We start from the raw sequence: 15,445 nt of genomic DNA, 5'->3' as shown, positions 1-15,445 counted from the left end.
GCTGGTGTTGTGGCACTGGAAGCTGGCGCTGCTCATGAGCAGCAGGCCGCCTTCCTCCTCGGTGAGCTCCAGCTGCTGGAGGTTGAGGATGGACATGTCGTTCACCTCCTTTCCGCGGTCGTGCGGGCGGGGTGTGCCGCCCGTGGCTTAGTGGAAGCTGGTGTTGTGGCACTGGAAGCTGGCGCTGCTCATGAGCAGCAGGCCGCCTTCCTCCTCGGTGAGCTCCAGCTGCTGGAGGTTGAGGATGGACAAGTCGTTCACCTCCCTTCCGCGGTCGTACGGGCCGGGTGCTCCCGCCGGAGGCGGGACACGGTTCAGGCGAGGGTGCCGTGGCACGCGTAGCTGATGGCGCTGGCGAGCAGTGCGGCTCCCTCCTCCTCGGTGAGCTCCAGTTGCTGGAGGTTGAGGATGGACATGTCGGTCACCTCCTTCCGGTGGCAGGGGTTTCGCTGGACCGGGACCGCTGCAGCAGGCTTCAGGCGGCGGTGGCCGGAGCCGGCCCGGCGAGCAGGGGCAGGAGATGGTCGGTGCGGCGGTGGGCGCCGTCCATCGCCAGGAGGACTCCGGCCGAACCGGTGGCGAGGTCCATCGACAGCCGGACCAGGTGTCTGCCGGGGAAGGCGAGGCCGTCGCCGTGGGGTACGGCGTGCCGCCACAGATCGCGCCGGTGCCCCTGGAGCGCGGCCGCGTCGTCGGCGCCGTGGCCGGCGGCGGTCAGGAAGTACAGCAGTCCGGCGCGGCCGTCGAGCAGACCGGGGAAGACGGTGAACTGGCCGCGTGCCGCCAGCCGGATCGAGTCGAGGGCCTCGCCGAGTCCCGTGCCGGTGCGGTGCTTCAGGAAGGCCGCCAGGGCGAGTCCGATGCCCGTGGACCCGGTGCCGAGGTAGAGCACGGACCGCCAGCCGTCGTCGACCTGCAGGGAGCCGTCGACATCCGCGCACTGCGCGAGGTCGTGGCGCAGCGCTCTCTCGGCGAGGTCGAGGTAACCGGGTTCGCCGGTGCGTTCGTGGAGCCGTACGAGGAACAGGGCGGCTCCGGCCGCTCCGGTGGTGAGGCCCGCGCCGCGTTCCTTGCCGACCGGGCGCTCGGATGCGGCTGCGATGCGCTCGGCGACGCGCTCCGCGACGCGGTCGGCGATGCGGCGGGCATGGTCGAGGTGGCCGCCGTCCCCGCGACGGGCGTGGAAGCCGAGCGCGGTCAGACCCGTGCCGGGCAGTCCGGTCAGCAGACCGAGGCTCGTCGGTTCGCCGGTGCGGTCGAGGGCCCGGCCCAGGATCTCGGTAGCCTCCTCGTGCCGCCCCAGGAGGTCGAGGACGGTTGCCACCCCGCAGGAGCCGTTGAAGAGGCCGACGGGCGCACGGTCGATGTCCCGCAGCGTGGCGGCGGTCAGCCAGTCGGTCCACGCGGGGTCGACGGCGTGGCCCGTGGCGTGCAGGGCGTACAGGACGCCCGCCGCGCCGTGGGACAGGTTGGTTCCGCCGCCCTCCCGCGCCCCGTCGGGATCGTTGGGGAAGAGCCGGTCCTCCCGGTGGGGCGTGGCGCAGGCGGTGAGCGCGGCGACGAGCCCCGCCCGGTTCTCCTCCCAGTCCTCGCCGACCGCTCCGGGTCCGCGCGGTGTCGCGGCGGTGGTTCCGGCGATCGCCGCCATGGCCGCGGCGGCTTCGTGGGCGTACCCGGCCGGCAGCGGGAAGAGTTCGTGCGCCCATCGTGCGAGCTGGTCGGGCTTGGCCGGATCCGGGCCGGACAGCGCCGTCAGCGGGATGAACTGGCCCAGGCGCAGGGCGGCCAGGCCGTAGGCGTCGACGTCGGTGCCCGTGACGTGGGCGGGCGCCGCGAACCCGGGCGCGCCCAGCAGACCGGTGCGCTCCTCGCCGATGAGGTGGGCGGCTTCCAGGTCGATGAAGGTGACGGTGTCGTCGGGGCGCACGATGATGTTGTTCGGGTGCAGATCGCCGAAGACGACCCCGGCCCGGTGGACGGCGGCGGCCGCCGCGGCGACCTTGTCGAGGATGGAGAGCGACCAGTGGGTGTACTCCGCGTACGTCTGCGGGGTCGCGCCGGGTCGTACCAGCGGCAGGCGCAGCACGCCGGCCTTCGCCAGCGGGTCGCCGTCGATGTACTCCTGGACGAGGAAGTCGTGTTCCCAGTGGGTCTCGTAGCCCAGCACGCGCGGTACGAGCCCCGTCCCGGCCAGCGCGGTGAGCATGCGGTGCTCGTGCCGCAGGCGGGCGACGGCGTCCAGTCCCCGGGCGTCCAGCCCGGCCAGCGGCCGTGCCTCCTTCAGTACGACCAGGTCGCCGCTCGCGGGATCCTTGGCCAGGTAGACCCCGCCCCCGTTGGAGAAGTGCAGCGGCCGCACGATCTCGTACGGCAGGTCGACGCGGCTGATCACCGAGAACCGTTCGACGCGCTCACGGAGGAAGCCGGGCGTCGGAGCCCACCGCGGCGGGGTGAACGCCGCGGTACGCGGGTCGGGCACGGGCGTTCCGTCCGGCCGGGCGATGGCCAGGACGGGAGCGTCGCCCCCGTCCTGGGCCCAGCGCGCGGCGAACGCCCCGTACCGTACGAAGACCGGACTGCTGTCACTCCATCGCAGGTCGGACAGGATGTAGGGGCCCCGCTGCCCGTCCAGCGCGGCCGTGAGACCGTCCAGCAGCGCCTTCAGCTCCCCGTCGTCCGCCGGGTAGACGGCGATGAACTTCCCCGAGGAACCCCGGTGGGCGTACTTGGAGTTGAACGCGGAGAGCAGCCGGGCGCTGCGCAGGTACTTGAAGGCGACGCGGTGGGAGGCGCAGACCGCGGCGGCCTTGTCCAGGATCTCCTGGGCGGCCGGGACGTCGGCGGATATGTGGATCTTCCAGCCCTGCAGCGGCAGCGGCCGGCCGAAGAAGACCCGCACCCACACGTCCGCGTCGTCCTGCACCACACTGCCCCCGCCCACCTGCGGCGGCGTCCAGCGCTCGTCCTCGTCCGCGATGCGCTGCGGTACGTCGAAGAACACCGGGTCGGCCAGGCAGAACGCGTACATCTGTTCCAGGTTCATCGCTTCCTCCTCCCGGTATCCGCTCCGTGGCCCGCCGGCGGTTTCCCGAGGCGGACGGTCGGTTCGTCGTTCATGGCCACCACTGTGCGGCGGGCCGGTCCTCGTGCGATGGACGGACGCCCATCCCCGGTGATCACAGGACGGGCCGCCCGCTCATCACGCGTGGACGGCCACCGCCGACATTCGTTCCGGGCGGCCGCGGGGCCGCGCATCGTCAAGGAACAAGGGAAGAGCCCCCCATGATCAACTCGAAGAGCGTCCGGATCGCGCTTGTCGCCCTCGCCGCCTCCGCGGCGGTGTTCACGGCGGCCCCGGCGCAGGCGGCGGCGTCCGCCCCGGCCCAGGCCCGGACCCAGGCCGTGACGACGGTCCCGATCGCGGACCTGGTGGACTCGCCGATCTCGCTGATGCGCTGCCGCGACGACGGCCAGGGCTGCCCCCCGGTCAAGGAGCCGCAGGACTGCTCCAACAACAGTGCCCCGCAGGGCCTCAGGAGCCTGTCGCAGCACATCCGGGACCGGATGGCCGAACGCCACATCGGCGAGGACGAACTGCAGAACGCCGTCCGGATCGGTTCGCGGACCGCCCAGTGCCAGGACAATGGGCGCTGGAAGTACACCCTCGGCATGTCCGGCGGCGAGCTCGTGGTCATCGCCAGCTGGAACGGCGTGGGCGTCACCGCCTGGTGGAACAACTGATGACACGGGGGCCCGGCCCGACCTGATCGTCCGGACCCCCATCCCGCCGTCGAAGAGGTCGCCGGACGGGCCCGACACCTCGGAGGAAGCCGGATGCGCGGAGCGACCCCAGCCGCGCCCGACGGCGGCGACGCCCCCTTCTTCCGACTGCTCGGGCCTGTTCGGGTCGGCCTGCCCGGCGGTCCGGCGGTCCGCCCCGGCCCGCCGCACCGGCAGGCGGTCCTGGCCGCCCTGCTGCTACGACGGCGACGGCCGCTCACGGTGGCCGAACTCCTCGCCGCCGTCTGGGGGGACGACGCCCCGGCCAGCGCGGCCGGCAACCTGCGCACCCACCTGTGGGAGCTGCGCACCCTGCTCGAACCCGGCCGCGCCGCCCGGGAGCCGGCCCGGACACTGCTGCGCGACGAACGCGGGTACACGCTGCGCACCTCGCCCGAGTCGGTCGACGCCTGGCACTTCGAGGAGCGGGCCGAGGCTGCCCGGCAGGCCCGCGCGCGTGGTGACACCGCCGCCGAACACGCCCTGCTGGCCGAGGCGCTGGGCCAGTGGTCCGGGGAGGCCCTGGCGGGCGTGCCCGGCCCGTTCGCCGAAGAGGAACGCACCCGGCTCGCCGCCCTGCGCGAGACCGCCCGCAAGCGGCACATCGTCTGCGCCCTGCGCCTGGGCCTGCACCACACGGTGATCCCCGAACTGTCGGCGCTCACCAAGGAGTCCCCGCTCGACGAGGAGCTGCGGGCCCTGCTCATGCGCGCCCTGCACGGCTGCGGCCGGCAGGCGGAGGCGTTCACCGTGTTCGCCGACACGCACCGGACCCTGGGCGAGGAACTCGGCGTGGCCCCGTGCCGGGAGCTGACGGCCCTTCACGCCCGCCTGCTCGCCGACGACCCGCCGCCCTTCGTCCTCCACCCGCCGCTTCCCCTCGCCCGGGAACGCGGGCGAACGGCCCTCCCGGACGCGGCGGAACGCGTACTCGCCCGGGCGAAGAGCGTCCTCGCCGAGGGGGAGGACCGCGGCGCCGTCCCCGTCCTGGTGATCACCGGCCCCGGCGGGGCCGGCAAGAGGGCACTGGCCGCGCGGGTGGCGGACGGTGTCGCCCACCGCTTCCCCGACGGCCGCCTCTCGGCCGACCTGCGGACCTGGGGCCCGGTCCCGGCCGGTCCCGGCCCGCTCCTGGCACATCTCCTGCAGGCCCTCGCGGTCCCGGTCTCGCGGATCCCCGCCGACCCGGACGAACGGGCCGCGCTCTACCGGTCGGCCCTCGCGGGACGGCGGGTCCTCGTCGTCCTCCACGGCGCCCGTGACGCGGCCCAGGTCACGCCGCTCCTGCCCGGCGGCCCCGGCAGCGCCGTCCTCCTCACCACCCGCTCCCGCGTCCTCGCGCCCGCCCTGCCCGCCGCGACGCGCATCGAGCTCGCCGCCCGCCCGTACGCCGAAGACCCGCCCGCCGGGGAGGATGCCGGCGCGGCGGACACCGGCGCCCCGCACACCGCTGCCCCGCACACCGCTGCCCCGCACACCGCTGCCCCCGACCCGGAGAACCTGCCGCCCTCACTGGTCCCCGCCGCCCGTCGGCTCGCCCGCTCCGGAGCCGGTCTGTCGTCCGTCGAAGCCCTCGCGGCCGTACTGGGCACCGGCCGCGCGGACGCGGCCCTCATCGCCGAGGCCCTGGTGGACGCGGGGGTGCTGGACACGCCCGCGGCGGGCACGTACCGCCTGCCGGCCCGGCCCTGAGGGACGGCAGCCGGTCGCCGGCCCGTTTTCGTGACGCGGCGCCGGAGTTTCGTCACGAATGCCCGTCCTGTGGACATGCCTGGACGGGCCGCGTCCGCGCGTACCCGCATACCCCTCGCGCAGCTCCCGCTCCACCCGGCCGAGGGCCGGGTGCCCGGCACCGCATGCCTCCTAAAGGTGCATGGCATTCACATGATCCTTTGAGAGTGCAGTCACGCACCCGGCCCGCCTGGCAAGGTCGTTCCGAGCCCGGCGGGTCGGCCCCCCCTTGCCACCCGCCGGGCCGGGGGAATCCGTCTGCCCTTCAACGGAGGTGGCGCCGTGCGCACGATCACCGCAGAGATCCCGGCCGGACCGGTCCCGACCAGCCGCCCCCTCCCGGGCCCGGCGGTCGAACGGACACCTCGTCACCAGGAGGGCGCCCACTGTGGACCGTGCTGAGCTGTCCGAACCCTTCTTCTCCGTACTCGGAGCGGTCCGCGTCCGCAGCGCGGGGGTGCAGCTTCCGCTCGGCTCACCGCAGCAGCGGGCGCTGCTCGCGATGCTCCTCCTGCGGCGCAACGACGTCGTGGACCTCGACGAGATCATCGACGGGCTCTGGGGTGAGGAGCCGCCGCGCGCCTCCGTGGGCACGGTCAGATCGCACGTCTACCGGCTCCGGCGCGTGCTCGGTTCCCGGATCGCGACCCACGGCCAGGGGTACCTCCTGCACGTCGCCCCGGGGGCACTGGACCTCGACGTGTTCGACGAGCTCGTGGCCGAGGCCCGCGGGCGCACCGCCGAGGAGGGGGCCGGCGAGGCGGCCGAGCTGCTGGCCCGGGCGCTCGGGCTGTGGCAAGGGGCCCCGCTCGCAGGGCTCCCGGGCCCGCACGCCGCGATCCACCGCGAACGCCTCTCGGAGCTGCGGCTGTCGGTGCTGCTGGAGCGCATCGAGCTCGACCTGCGGCTGGGACGGCACGACCGGCTCGTCCCCGAACTGACCGGCCTCTGCGCGGAACACCCCCTCCACGGGAGGCTGCGGGAACTGGCCGGGCTCGCGCTCTCACGCAGCGGCCGCGGCGCCCCGGCGGCGCGGGACGAGCGCCCCGCCCGCCCTCAGCGGACCCCCGGGACACTGCCCGCCGCCGACGAGCCCCGCGCAGCCGGCGCACCATCCGTCACTCCGGACCCCACCGCGCTGCCGGGCCCGGTCCCGCTGCCGGAGCCCGTGCCACTGCCCAGGCCGGCACAGCTGCCCTGCCCACCGGACCATGTCATCGGACGCACGGAGGTGGCGGCGGAGCTCCTCGACACGCTGACGACTCCCCGGCCCGGGTCCCTCGCCATCGTCACCGTCACCGGCACCGGAGGCGTCGGCAAGAGCGCGCTCACCGTCCACGTCGCCCAGCGATTACGCGACCGCTATCCCGACGGGCAGCTGTACGCGAGCCTGCACGGCACCTCGAAGGACCCCGCGGACCCCGGTACGGTCCTGGCCGGCTTCCTCCAGGCGCTCGGGACGCACGCGTCGCAGATCCCGGCCGGTCCGCAGGAGCGGGCCGCGCTCTTCCGTACGACCGTGGCCGACCGGCGGATCCTGCTGGTCCTGGACGACGCCCGGGACACCGCCCAGGTCGAGGCACTGCTCCCGGGAACGCCGGCCTGCGCGGTGCTCGTCACCGGGCGTTCCACGCTGGACGGACTGCCCACCGTACGCCGCGTGCGCCTGGAGCCCCTGGCCGTCCCGGAAGCACTGGCCGTGCTCGGCGCCGTCGCGGGTCCGCAGCGGATCGCCGCCGAGTCCGACCAGGCGGCGGCCCTGGCCGAGCGGTGCGGCGGACTGCCCCTGGCGCTGCGCCTCGCCGGCGCGCGGCTCGCGGCGCGGCCCTCGTGGACGCTGTCCGACTTCGTCCGCCTCCTGGACGGCGGCCACCCGGCGTTCCCCGCGCTGCCCCCGTTCTCCGTGTTCCCCGCGCCCGCCGGATCGCAGGACGGAGTCACGGCGTGCCTGCGGCCCGGCTACGACCTGCTCGAAGAGGAAGAGGCCCGGCTGCTGAGGCTGTTGGCGCTCCCTCGCGGGGGCGCCACGGACATCGCCGGGGCAGCCGCCCTCGGCGGGCTGTCACCGGCGCGCGCCGGACAGTTCCTGGAGCGGCTGACCGGCCGCTCTCTGCTCGAATCGCCCCGCCCCGGCGTCTACCGCCAGTACCCCCTGCTCCGCATGTTCGCGGCCGAGCGCTCCCACGAGCAGGACCGGCCCGAGGAACGGGCGGCGGCCATGACCCGCTTCCTCGACCACCTGCTCGCCGAGGCCCGCACCGTCCACGCCGCCGAGCGCCCCGGCCACCACGTCGTCGGGCTGCTCCCCCCGGGCACGTGCCCCGGCCGCCCCGACAGCCGCCGACGCCTCGTCGATCCGGACCACGACTGCGCACTCGCCGTCGCCGCGCAGATCCTCGAAGCCGTGCCGTCGGCCGTCGCCGTGGCCGCCGACCTCGCGCTCGCCGTCGAACCGCTCCTGGAGGGCTCGTACCTGTGGGCCGATTCCCTCGAACCGCTCCGCCGGATCCTGCGGACCGCACAGGAGCAGGGGCATCTGCGAGCGGCCGGCCGCGCCGGCCACCTGCTCGGCAGCGCACTGGCCCACCTGGGACGGCTGGACGAGGCGGACCGGATCCTGGACGCCGCCGAACACGCGGCGCGGGCGGTGAGCGACGAAGCCGTGCACACCGGGATCCTCAACCGCCGGGCCCACGTGTGCCAGTACCGGGCGCACTGGCTCCAGGCCGACGCCCTGCACCGGCAGGCCGTCACCGCCGCCGAGGAGTACGGGAGCGACTGGGCCTGCCGCAACGCCCGCGCGAACAGCGTCAGCACCCTGCTGCGCCTCAGCCGGCACGAGGAGGCCGCCGAGATCAGCCGGACCACCCTCGAGTCCGCCGTCGACGCGGGGGACCAGGGCGGCGAGGCGTACGCCCTGTACAACCTGGGACTCACCGCCCGCCACCTGGGCCGCACCGACGAGGCGGTCGACCGGCACCGGCAGAGCGCCGAACTGGGAGCGCGGCACGGCTCGCCCGCGATGGAGGCTATGAACCTGGTGTCGGAGACGGCCGCCCAACTGGCCGGGAAGCGCCTGCCGGCCGCCGTGGAATGCGGCGAACGTGCGGTGGCCGCGACGCGCCGGCTCCGCTGGCACACGGCCGAAGTCCGGGCACTGCGGCTCCTGGGCGGCGCACTGGCGGCCGCCGGCGACCGGCAACGCGCCACGGCCCGGCTCGAACAGGCCGCGGAAGTCCTCACCCTCTCCGGCCTGCCCCGCCGCCCGCACGACCCCCTCCTGCCGCCCGCCGCTCCGCCGGCGTGACCTCGCCCGTGCGCGACGCCCCCCGCACGCATATATCGAGTGTCGATATATGCTCGCGAACATGACGAAACGATCACCGTCTCTGACGGAGTCGCAGTACTTCATCCTTGCGGCCCTCCAGGACGCCCCCCTGCACGGCTACGGCATCATCAAGGTTGCCGAGCAGGCCACGGACGGACGGGTCAAGCTCGCCGTCGGCACCCTCTACGGAGCGCTGGACCGGATGGAACGGTCCGGATGGCTCGAAGCCGATCACGAGGAGATCGTGGACGGCCGGGCACGGCGCTACTACCGCCTCACCGAGGACGGCGACGCCGTCCTGCGGCAGGAGGCCCTGCGCATGCAGCGAGCGGCGGCCGTCGTCATCGGCCGTCCCTCCTTCAGGGCGGTGCAGGCATGAACCGCATCCTGCTCGCCGCCTACCCCGAGGACTACCGCACCCGGCAGGGTGAGGAGGTGCTGGGCTGCCTGGCCGAGGCGTACCCGGGCCGCTCCTGGCCGCCGCCGCGGGAAGTCTTCGCACTGCTGCGCGGAGGGGTCCAGGCCCGTGCCCGCGCCGCGGTCGAGGACACGTCCCGGCCGTGGTGGCTGGACGGCTTCCACCTGACCGCCCTCGTCCTCGCCGCCCTGGCGCTGGTGCCGTACCTGCAGGACGTATGGCACTGGGCCCTGCAGCTCGAGCCCGGTGGCCACACCGTCGGCTTCGAGGACACGGGCTGGTTCCCCTGGACCCGGGGCCCCGGGACGCGGACGCGGTTCCTGCCCTACGGCCTGCTCCCGCTGATCTGCCTGGTCGCGCTGGTGCGCGGCAAGCGGTGGATCGCCCTGCCGGCCTCGGCGGCGATGCTCCTGGCCGGATCCGGGATCGCCGGCTCGACCTTCTTCGGCGACGAAGGCGTCGTGGGCGTCGGCTACTACGGGCTGGGCGCTCCGCTGCGCGCCGATGAGCTCGTCCTCTCGGGGACCCTGTTCCTCACCTGCGCGGGACTGGCCGCCTACCGCCCGAGCCCGCTGCGCCGCCGCTCGTACGGCTGGCTCGTCCCGGTGGCGGGTGCCCTGGTCATGGCCGGCGCCCTGCACATCACCTCGGGCGATCCGAATTTCCAGCGGGGCCTGTTCGCCCTCGAAGTCGCCGCTCTGATCACCGCGTGGATGGTGACGGCGGCCACCGGCGACCACCGGTGGCTCATCCCGGTCGCCGCGTTCACGCTCGTCCGCGTCGAAGCGATCGCCGGCCGGCCGTCGTACCTCGTGGGGTCCCTCCCGAGCCACGTCGTGCTGATCTGCCTGCTCATGCCGATCCCCCTCCTCGCCATCACCGCGCAACGCCGCCGGAGCCGCACCACCTGAGCCGCCGGCGACCGCCGGTCCCCGGGTGGATCAGGCGTGCGTCGCGGCGCCCCGCGCACGCGGCAGCGGTGCACCTCCCGGCGGGCCGGCATGACCGGAAGCGGTCCTCTTGACCGTGAAGTGCACCTGGAGCACTCCCGTCCACACGAGGGCCGAGCCCAGCAGGTGGAGCATCACGACGAGCGAGGGCAGGGCCGTCAGCGACTGCACGAGCCCCACGGCACCCTGACCCGGGAGCACGGCCAGGAAGACGGCGGCCTTGCGGCGCGCGGCACCGAAGCCCTCCCGGGGCAGCGCGGACAGCAGCGCCGCGGCCAAGACCAGGACCACCGCGGCCAGCACGCCGTGGACCACGGTCACGGAAGTCCGGTCGAAGGGCATGCGCGCCACGTCGGAGGAGTCGCCGGCGTGCGGTCCGGAACCGGTGGCGAGCGTACCCGCGACGACCGACAGGGCCGTCGCCGCGACCAGGGCCGCCGACAGCGGCCGGATCCGCGCGACGGGCCGGCCGCCCCGCGGCGGTGAGCAGCAGCGTCGCGGCGAGGAAGTGCGCGGCGACGATGTACGGGCTCAGCCGCATCCACACGGTCACCCCGCCGACGACCGCGTTCAGTACGACGATCCAGAACTGCGCCCAGCCTCCGCGCAGCACCGCCGGCACCGGCTTTTCCTGGAGGCGTGCGGTGATGATGATCCGGCCCACCACGGCGCACAGCGCCCCGGTCAGGAGCCGGTTCCCGAATTCGATGGCTCCGTGCACTCCCATTTCCGCGGTGGGGGCCAGCGTCTCTCCCGTGCACATGGGCCAATCGGTGCAGCCGAGACCGGAGCCGGTGACGCGGACGATCCCGCCGGTCACGATGATCGCGATGCTTGCCACGACCGAAGCCGGTGCGGCCCGTCCGACGCTTCTCGCCCCGAGCTAGTACCTGCCGGCAAGCCATGAGAGGGGAGTTCGCACGATCGGCCTTCCTCTGTTCCGCTCCTCCGCACCGCACCGCACCGCGGAACCCCAGCCCATGCCGCGCGTTCCCCCGGCCTGACGGGGCGTCGCACACGGGGAAGACTCCGCCTTCCGGCCCATCAAGGGCACCGGCCCCGACGCCGAAAAAGATCGGGCGGAGTCGTCCCACCCTCGCGTTCCGGTACGCCCGCGCGCCCCACGCCGCCCTGACGACGGCGGCCCCGCACCCCGGCCGCCGAGGCCCGGAGGAGATCCCGCATGCGCGTCCGCCCGCCCTTGACCGCCGTCGCCACCACCGCGATCCTGCTCGCCGCGGTCACCGGTGCGACCCCCGCCGCGGCGGACCACGGCCCCGACACCGCACCGTTGACCAAGGTGTCCCACGGCGACCCGTACGCGGACTGCACCATCGGCGCGAGCTCCCCCGACAGCGTCGTCTACCCGGGCACCGAGGTCGAGCCGTACCTGTCCGTCGATCCGCGCGATTCGAAGCGCGTGGTCACCGTGTTCCAGCAGGACCGCTGGAACGACGGCGGCGCCCGCGGCCTGGCGGCCGCCTGGAGCACGGACGGCCGCACCTTCCACCGCAGCACGCTGCCGTTCAGCCTGTGCGCCCCGGGCGGTGCGGACTTCGAACGGGCCACCGACCCCTGGGTGAGCACCGGACCGGACGGCACCGTCTACGCCAGTGGGGAAGGCGTCGACTTCACCAAGAGCACGCGCACCGGCCTCCTGGCCGCCACGTCCCGCGACGGCGGCCGCACCTGGCGCAACCTCACCACCACGCACGTCGACGAGCAGCCGTTCTTCAACGACAAGCCCTCGCTCACCGCCGACCCGGTCCGCAAGGGCACCGCCTACCAGGTCTGGAACCGCCTCGACAACGACCCGCCCGGCCCAAGCTCCCTCGACGGTCCGGGATACATCTCACTCACCCGCGACGGCGGCCGCACCTGGAGCAAGGCCCGGCCGTTCGTCGACACCGCAGCCGTTCCCAACACCCAGACCATCGGCCATCAGATCGTCGTCGACCGGCACACCGGCACCCTGTACGACTTCTTCGACCGGATCACCCACTCCGACGACCTGAGCACCGTCGTGGAAGCCCACTACGCGATGGTCACCTCGACCGACGCCGGAGAGACCTGGAGCGCCCCGGTCACCGTGGCCAAGGACACCTCGGTACCGGAGGTCGACCCGAACGACCCCGCCAAAGCGCTGCGCGCCGGGTCCACCCTGCCCAGCCCGGCCGTCGACCCGAAGACGGGCACGCTGTACATGGCCTACGAGGGCGCGGACTTCTCCGGCGGCGCGTTCGACTCCGTCCAACTGGTGCGCTCCACCGACGGCGGACGCACGTGGGGCGCCCCGGAGCTGATCAGCCCGAAGGGCGTGCCGGCCTTCTCCCCGTCGATCGCGGTCGACGCTCGGGGCACCGTCGCACTCACCTACTACGACCTGCGCTTCCTCAAGCCGGGCGACACCACCACCCTGCCCACCGCCTACCAACTGGCCACGCTGCCGCACGGAGACCCGAAGCACCGGACCGAGCGGCGCATCTCGCGGATCTTCGACTGGCTGCAGGCGCCGTTCGCCGGCGGCTACTTCCTCGGCGACTACCAGGGCCTGGTGGCGGACGACAAGGGAGTCCGGGCCGTGCTGACCGAGACCCGCTCCGGTGCACCCCTCAACCGTACGGACGTGTACACCGTCGACCTGCGCACCCGCTGACCCGGACGACGCCGCCCCGTGCGGCCGGTCACGCCAGCCGGCACGCGTGGAACCGGTTGGAGTGGATGTTCCCGAACGACGCGGGGATCCGGGCGATGCCCTGGCCGGGGCGGACGGTCCGGCTCTGCCCCCGGTACTCCGTGCCGCTGTACACGGTGACGCACCGGCCCCACAGCCGGCCGTCGCTGCGCCACGTTCCGGCACTGTTCCACACGGACGCGCCACCGTTGAACCCGACGTACGCGGTCGTCTCCGGGTACCGCGGCATGTCCTGCGCCACGAAGCTCGCCACGCCCGTGTAGTCGGGGCCCGTCCAGCCGCACACCCAGCCGGACGGGCACGGCTCGGACGGGGCGGGGGCGGCCCGCGACGGCGGGGCGGCGAAGGAGGACGCGGCGCACAGCGCGCAGAGCGCGGCGGCCGCCACCCTCCACCGCCCCCCGCGCGGGCGGCGTCCGCTGCGCCGGCCTCCGGTCGCTGCGCGTACGGTCGTCACGGGGATCACCGCCCACTCTCGGGGAAACCGCGGTCCGCGCGACGGCCCGCGGGCGCTGTTCCATCGCACCTCCGTTCCGCCTTGATCGCACCACCGGACACCCTGGGTGTTGACGTTTCACTGTGAGTCGCGCGCCGCACACGGGACTACGCTCGGGCCGTGGGACAGCCCGAGCAGCGCGCCGAAGGCGCAGGACCGTTCACCACCCGGCTCACCTGGCAGCGCCCCGAAGGGGCGACGGTGGTGTGGGACTCGCGGCTCGCGCGCAAGCGCGGGGCGCTGTCGGTCCGCGGTCCGGGCGATACGCTCGCCACGGCCTCGGCCGCCGATGCCGAAGCCTCCGGCCGCCTTCGAAGGCTCAACGCCATCGCCTCGGGCGCGTTCGTCATCGGCGGAGCGCTCTTCGCCCTCGGCGCCGCCATCGCCCAGTTCGGCTCGGGCGACGCGGTCGCTAGCGCATCGGTCTACTTCGCCGGGGGCCTGTTCTTCAACACCGGCGGCTACACCTCGCTCCTGCAGGTCCTGAACGCGCCCCGGCACTCCGCGGGAGGCGGTCCACTGGTCACGGCGGACTGGAGGTGGTGGGGGTACGAGCCGATGCGCCTGGACTGGCTGAGCACGTTCGTCCTGTTCGTCGGGACGCTCGTGTTCGCCGTCAACCTGCTGGACTCCTTCCTGCAGGGTCTCACCGTCCAGCAGACCAACCGGCTGATCTGGACCCCCGACGTGATCGGATGCGTGCTGTTCCTGGTCTCGGGGCATCTCGCGGTCGCCGAGATCTGCCACCGGTCCCGGCCCTGCGTCCGCTCCCGCAGTCTCGGCTGGTGGGTCGTGGCCGTGAACCAGCTCGGGTCGGTGCTCTTCATGGTCTCGGCGCTGGCCGCGTTCACCCGGCCCGCCACCGGAAGCCTGGTCAACACCGACATCGCCAACTGGGGGACGCTGTCCGGCGCGCTCTGCTTCTCGCTCGGCGGCGTGCTCCAGGCTTTCGAACGGCCGTAGGAGCCGCCGTCGAAGCGGGCGGGCGTGCCGGGGTCAGGGGCGGTCCAGGCCCCAGGTCTGGAGCACGTAGGGCCGGCCCTTCTCCTCGCCCTTGATCAACGGCACGTCGAGGAGACGGAATCCGGCACGGGTGGCGACGCCGACGCTGGAGGCGTTCTCGGCCTCCAGCTCCAGGATCACCCGGTCCACGCCCAGCTGCTCGAAGGCGTACGCGGCCATCACCCGCACCGCTCGCGCGGCCAGGCCCTGGCCCCGGTGCGCCGGGCCGACCGCGTAGCCGAGCTCCGTGCCCTCGGGAGCGCGCTTCAGCATGACCTCGCCGAGCGGCGCACCGCCGTCGACGGTGATGGCGAGCAGCAGGGCCGTACCGTCCGTGCGCAGCTGCCGGGCCCGGCCGAGGCGGGTGCGGGCCGCCTCGTCGTCGAAGGGGGAGACGATCGGGGTCCAGTACGCGATGTCGGGGTGGTCGAACAGCTCGGGCATCGCCGCCAGGTCCGTCTCCGTCCAGTCGCGCAGGACCAGGCCTTCCCCCGTCAGCTCGATCCGGTCGGGAAAGGACGGTGCGGTGCTGCTCATGCTGGGGGACCTCCGTGGCTGGTAGCGGACGAGCCAGGATATGCGGGAGCCGGTCGTGGGCTCACGCGGGTTTCCCCCGCCGCGAGGTCTGCGCGGCGGTCGAGGATCGCCGGCACACCCGGCGTAACGCTTTTCGGGGACCGGGGGAGAGGTACCGGAAAGAGGCGACTTTTACGCGACTTCCCGATGCGAGAACCTATTTCACGTGAGCGGCGGTCGGAACGGAAAACAGAAAGTCCCGGCCACCGGAAACCTGAAAAAGGAATGGGGAAATTCCATGAGCAACATCTCCGACAACGAGCTCGTCCGCATCGACACCATCGTCGAGGACCTGCGCGCCCTCGACGCCACCGAGACGGGCCAGGAGGCCCTGTCGATGACCCAGGCGCTCGCCAGCCCGGGTGAGCACGGCGAGTTCTGATCCCAGGACAGCCAGCCGCGTGCCGGGGTCAGCGTCACGCTGATCCCCGCCCCGCCGTCTCACCCTCAGTGGAGGGTTGTTTTCCAG

14 protein-coding genes and 1 pseudogene are annotated in these 15,445 nt (G+C 73.7%); 8 read left to right on the top strand and 7 right to left on the bottom strand.

The features are described from left to right. Positions 1-147 precede the first annotated feature (147 nt). The 3 genes from ACFXGI_RS26015 to lanKC form a co-directional block, all read right to left on the bottom strand. On the bottom strand, positions 148-252 hold the full coding sequence (locus ACFXGI_RS26015; protein ID WP_199813778.1) for a class III lanthipeptide: 105 nt from the start codon (positions 250-252) through the stop codon (positions 148-150). A 62-nt stretch (positions 253-314) separates the two neighbouring features. Next, positions 315-416, bottom strand: coding sequence for a class III lanthipeptide (locus tag ACFXGI_RS26010; protein WP_199813779.1), 102 nt, complete (start codon positions 414-416; stop codon positions 315-317). 59 nt (positions 417-475) lie between these two features. Next, positions 476-3,043 (bottom strand): class III lanthionine synthetase LanKC, encoded by a 2,568-nt coding sequence (lanKC, locus tag ACFXGI_RS26005; RefSeq protein ID WP_384711166.1) that lies wholly within the window; start codon positions 3,041-3,043, stop codon positions 476-478. Between the two features lie 239 nt (positions 3,044-3,282). On the opposite strand from lanKC, the gene ACFXGI_RS26000 reads away from it, so the two are divergent. The 5 genes from ACFXGI_RS26000 to ACFXGI_RS25980 all read left to right on the top strand — a co-directional run bounded on the left by ACFXGI_RS26000 (position 3,283) and on the right by ACFXGI_RS25980 (position 10,168). Further along, on the top strand, positions 3,283-3,741 hold the full coding sequence (locus ACFXGI_RS26000; RefSeq protein WP_384711163.1) for a hypothetical protein: 459 nt from the start codon (positions 3,283-3,285) through the stop codon (positions 3,739-3,741). Between the two features lie 93 nt (positions 3,742-3,834). Continuing rightward, positions 3,835-5,472 (top strand): BTAD domain-containing putative transcriptional regulator, encoded by a 1,638-nt coding sequence (locus tag ACFXGI_RS25995; RefSeq protein ID WP_384711161.1) that lies wholly within the window; start codon positions 3,835-3,837, stop codon positions 5,470-5,472. Between the two features lie 427 nt (positions 5,473-5,899). After that, the gene (locus ACFXGI_RS25990; protein ID WP_384711158.1) at positions 5,900-8,818 is read left to right on the top strand and encodes a BTAD domain-containing putative transcriptional regulator; all 2,919 of its coding nucleotides are present in this window, start codon (positions 5,900-5,902) and stop codon (positions 8,816-8,818) included. A gap of 61 nt (positions 8,819-8,879) precedes the next feature. Beyond that, entirely contained in the window at positions 8,880-9,218 is a 339-nt protein-coding gene (locus tag ACFXGI_RS25985; protein ID WP_384711155.1) for a PadR family transcriptional regulator, read from the top strand. Beyond that, positions 9,215-10,168, top strand: a complete 954-nt coding sequence (locus ACFXGI_RS25980; protein WP_384711152.1) for a hypothetical protein — start codon at positions 9,215-9,217, stop codon at positions 10,166-10,168. The genes ACFXGI_RS25985 and ACFXGI_RS25980 overlap by 4 nt, the downstream gene beginning before the upstream one ends. Positions 10,169-10,198: 30 nt before the next feature. On the opposite strand, the gene ACFXGI_RS25975 is transcribed toward ACFXGI_RS25980, so the two are convergent. Both ACFXGI_RS25975 and ACFXGI_RS25970 read right to left on the bottom strand, forming a co-directional pair. Continuing rightward, positions 10,199-10,558: a hypothetical protein gene (locus ACFXGI_RS25975; RefSeq protein WP_384711251.1), complete on the bottom strand. Its 360-nt coding sequence runs from the start codon at positions 10,556-10,558 to the stop codon at positions 10,199-10,201. A 184-nt stretch (positions 10,559-10,742) separates the two neighbouring features. Next, positions 10,743-11,027 (bottom strand): annotated as a pseudogene (locus ACFXGI_RS25970) (COX15/CtaA family protein); the annotation flags it as partial. Between the two features lie 363 nt (positions 11,028-11,390). Here ACFXGI_RS25970 and ACFXGI_RS25965 point away from each other — a divergent pair. Continuing rightward, positions 11,391-12,863 (top strand): sialidase family protein, encoded by a 1,473-nt coding sequence (locus ACFXGI_RS25965; RefSeq protein ID WP_384711149.1) that lies wholly within the window; start codon positions 11,391-11,393, stop codon positions 12,861-12,863. 28 nt (positions 12,864-12,891) lie between these two features. Here ACFXGI_RS25965 and ACFXGI_RS25960 read toward each other — a convergent pair whose 3' ends face one another. Next, entirely contained in the window at positions 12,892-13,359 is a 468-nt protein-coding gene (locus ACFXGI_RS25960) for a peptidase inhibitor family I36 protein (RefSeq protein WP_384711146.1), read from the bottom strand. 159 nt (positions 13,360-13,518) lie between these two features. Between ACFXGI_RS25960 and ACFXGI_RS25955 the strand changes: the two genes are divergently transcribed. After that, entirely contained in the window at positions 13,519-14,361 is an 843-nt protein-coding gene (locus ACFXGI_RS25955; protein WP_384711142.1) for a hypothetical protein, read from the top strand. A 33-nt stretch (positions 14,362-14,394) separates the two neighbouring features. On the opposite strand, the gene ACFXGI_RS25950 is transcribed toward ACFXGI_RS25955, so the two are convergent. After that, positions 14,395-14,937: a GNAT family N-acetyltransferase gene (locus ACFXGI_RS25950; RefSeq protein ID WP_384711139.1), complete on the bottom strand. Its 543-nt coding sequence runs from the start codon at positions 14,935-14,937 to the stop codon at positions 14,395-14,397. Between the two features lie 277 nt (positions 14,938-15,214). Here ACFXGI_RS25950 and ACFXGI_RS25945 point away from each other — a divergent pair, with 277 nt between their 5' ends. Beyond that, positions 15,215-15,358, top strand: coding sequence for a hypothetical protein (locus ACFXGI_RS25945; protein ID WP_229343462.1), 144 nt, complete (start codon positions 15,215-15,217; stop codon positions 15,356-15,358). Positions 15,359-15,445 lie beyond the last annotated feature (87 nt).

The organism is Streptomyces sp. NPDC059355, from assembly GCF_042752335.1.
In the GTDB taxonomy this organism is placed as follows: domain Bacteria; phylum Actinomycetota; class Actinomycetes; order Streptomycetales; family Streptomycetaceae; genus Streptomyces.
This window is presented reverse-complemented; position numbering and strand designations above follow the sequence as displayed.